The following is a 2,611-nucleotide window of genomic DNA, read 5'->3' as shown; positions in this document are numbered from 1 at the left end:
CGGTGGCCGGCTACGAAGCCGGGATTCGCATCGGCGAATTCATGGGCCGCTCCCACTACCGGATCTTCCACACCACGGCCACCGTCGGCACCCTCGCGGCGGCGGTGGCCGTGGGCAAATTGCTCGACTTCAACCAAGAGCAATTCATCAACCTGCTGGGCAGTGCCGGCACTCAGGCGGCCGGGCTGTGGGAGTTCCTGCGAGATGCCGCCGACTCCAAGCAACTGCACACTGCCAAGGCCGCTGCCGATGGTTTGCTGGCGGCTTACCTGACGGCGGACGGGCTGACCGGTGCGCGCAATATTCTGGAAGGCGATCAGGGGATGGCGGCGGGCATGTCCACCGACGCCGACCCAGGCAAATTGGCGGATCGCCTCGGCAGTCGCTGGGCGCTGCTGGAAACGTCGTTCAAGTTCCATGCTTCATGCCGCCACACCCATCCGGCCGCCGATGCGCTGCTGGATCTGATGCAGCGCGAAGGGCTGGGCCATGAGCAGATCGCCCATGTGGAAACCCGCGTTCACCAGGGCGCCATCGACGTTTTGGGCCGGGTGACGCTGCCGCAGACCGTGCACCAGGCCAAGTTCTCCATGGGCACCGTGCTGGGGTTGATTGCCGTGCATGGCAAGGCCGGGCTGACCGAGTTTCACGAGCTGGCGCTGAGCGACGGGGACGTGGCGGCGTTTCGCGACAAGGTCTCCATGACCCTCGACGCCGAAGTCGACGGTGCCTATCCGCAGCGCTGGCTGGGCCGGGTGATCGTGACCACCGCCGATGGTCGCACCCTGCACGGCGCCATCGACGAACCCAAGGGCGACCCGGGCAACACCCTGAACCGCTCGGAGCTGGCCGACAAGTTCCAGCGCCTGACTCAATTCAGCGGTGCCCGCACACCCGCGCAAACCACCGGGTTGATCGAAAAAGTCTGGGACCTGCGCAACGCCGCGTCCCTGGCTCACTGGCTTTAAGGAACTGTCATGACCGCTAATCAACGACCGCTGGACGGCATCACCGTTGTCAGCCTGGAACACGCGATTGCCGCACCGTTCTGCACCCGCCAGTTGGCCGACCTGGGCGCGCGGGTGATCAAGATCGAACGTCCCGGGGCGGGCGACTTTGCCCGGGGCTATGACGAGCGCGTGCGCGGCCTGGCCTCGCATTTCGTGTGGACCAACCGGTCCAAGGAAAGCCTGACCCTGGACCTCAAGCACGACGATGCCGGGGACATCCTGGAAACCCTGCTGGCCGATGCCGATGTGCTGGTGCAGAACCTCGCACCGGGCGCGGCCGCGCGCATGGGATTGTCATTCGAGGCGCTGCATGAGCGCTTCCCGCGGCTGATCGTCTGCGACATCTCCGGCTATGGCGAGGGTGGCCCGTATGAAAAGAAAAAGGCCTACGACCTGCTGATCCAGAGCGAAGGCGGCTTTCTCTCGGTCACCGGTGGCCCGGGTGAAGACCAGATGGCCAAGGCCGGCTGCTCCATCGCCGATATCTCGGCCGGGATGTACGCCTACAGCGGCATCCTCTCGGCGCTGCTGCTGCGGGGCAGGACCGGGCAGGGCAGTCGCATCGACGTCAGCATGCTGGAAAGCCTGGTGGAGTGGATGGGCTACCCGATGTATTACGCGTTCGACGGCGCGCCCCAGCCACCGCGCGCGGGTGCGGCGCATTCGACGATCTACCCCTACGGGCCGTTTCCCACCGGCGACGGCGGCACGGTGATGCTCGGGTTGCAGAATGAGCGGGAATGGGCGGCGTTCTGCGACAAGGTGCTGCTCACCCCGGAATTGGCCACCGACGAGCGTTTCTCGGCCAACTTCAAGCGTTCGGAAAACCGCGACGTGCTGCGCCAGATCATCGTCGACCGTTTTGCGCAGATGAGCGCCGAGGGCGTGATCCAGCGCCTGGAAGACGCGCAAATCGCCAGTGCACGAGTCAACGACATGCAAGGCGTGTGGGACCACCCGCAGCTCAAGGCCCGGGACAGTTGGCGGGAAGTCGACAGCCCGGCGGGCAAGTTGCCGTCGTTGCTGCCACCGGCACGCAATGCCGCGTTCACCCCGCGGATGGATGCGGTGCCGGGGCTGGGGCAGCACAGCCAGGGGATTCTCGACCAGCTGGGTTACTCCGCTGAAGCCATCGACGGCCTGCGTATCCGCGGCGTTATCTGACAAGGAATCGAACGATGCCAATCTCTCTTGTGCGCTCTGCGCTGTTTGTACCGGGCAGCCGACCGGAACGTTTTGCCAAGGCCCTGGCCAGTGGCGCCGATGCGGTGATTGTGGATTTTGAAGACGCGGTGGAAGAGCCGCTCAAGCGTCAGGCCCGGGACAACCTCGGGGTGTTTTTGCAGGCGACGCCAGCGGCGCGGGTGTGGGTGCGGATCAACGCGCCGGAGCATCCCGAGCATTTTGCCGATGTGGCGTTCTGTCAGGCCCACGCCGGGGTCGCGGGGGTGTTGCTGCCCAAGGTCGAAAGTGCGGCCCAGGTGGCCGTGGTGGCTGCAACGGGCAAGGCTATCTGGCCGATTATCGAGAGTGCGCGGGGTTTGCTGGCGGTGGCGGAAATCGCCCATGCGCCGCTGGTGGAGCGCCTGTCGTTTGGTGGC

The 2,611-nt window shown here is 65.6% G+C and carries 3 protein-coding genes; all 3 read left to right on the top strand.

Features of this window, described 5'->3' with window-relative positions:
* Window positions 1–968 (top strand): MmgE/PrpD family protein (locus HX846_RS34420; RefSeq protein WP_178967171.1); only part of this gene is annotated, 968 nt, incomplete at its 5' end.
* Between the two features lie 9 nt (window positions 969–977).
* A complete protein-coding gene (locus tag HX846_RS34415; protein WP_178967170.1) occupies window positions 978–2,174 on the top strand; it encodes a CaiB/BaiF CoA-transferase family protein in 1,197 nt (398 codons plus the stop codon).
* Between the two features lie 14 nt (window positions 2,175–2,188).
* Window positions 2,189–2,611, top strand: a 423-nt coding sequence (locus HX846_RS34410; RefSeq protein ID WP_256740280.1) for a CoA ester lyase, incomplete at its 3' end; no start/stop codon positions are given.

Source organism: Pseudomonas sp. K5002 (assembly GCF_013386655.1).
Classification (GTDB): domain Bacteria; phylum Pseudomonadota; class Gammaproteobacteria; order Pseudomonadales; family Pseudomonadaceae; genus Aquipseudomonas.
This window is presented reverse-complemented; position numbering and strand designations above follow the sequence as displayed.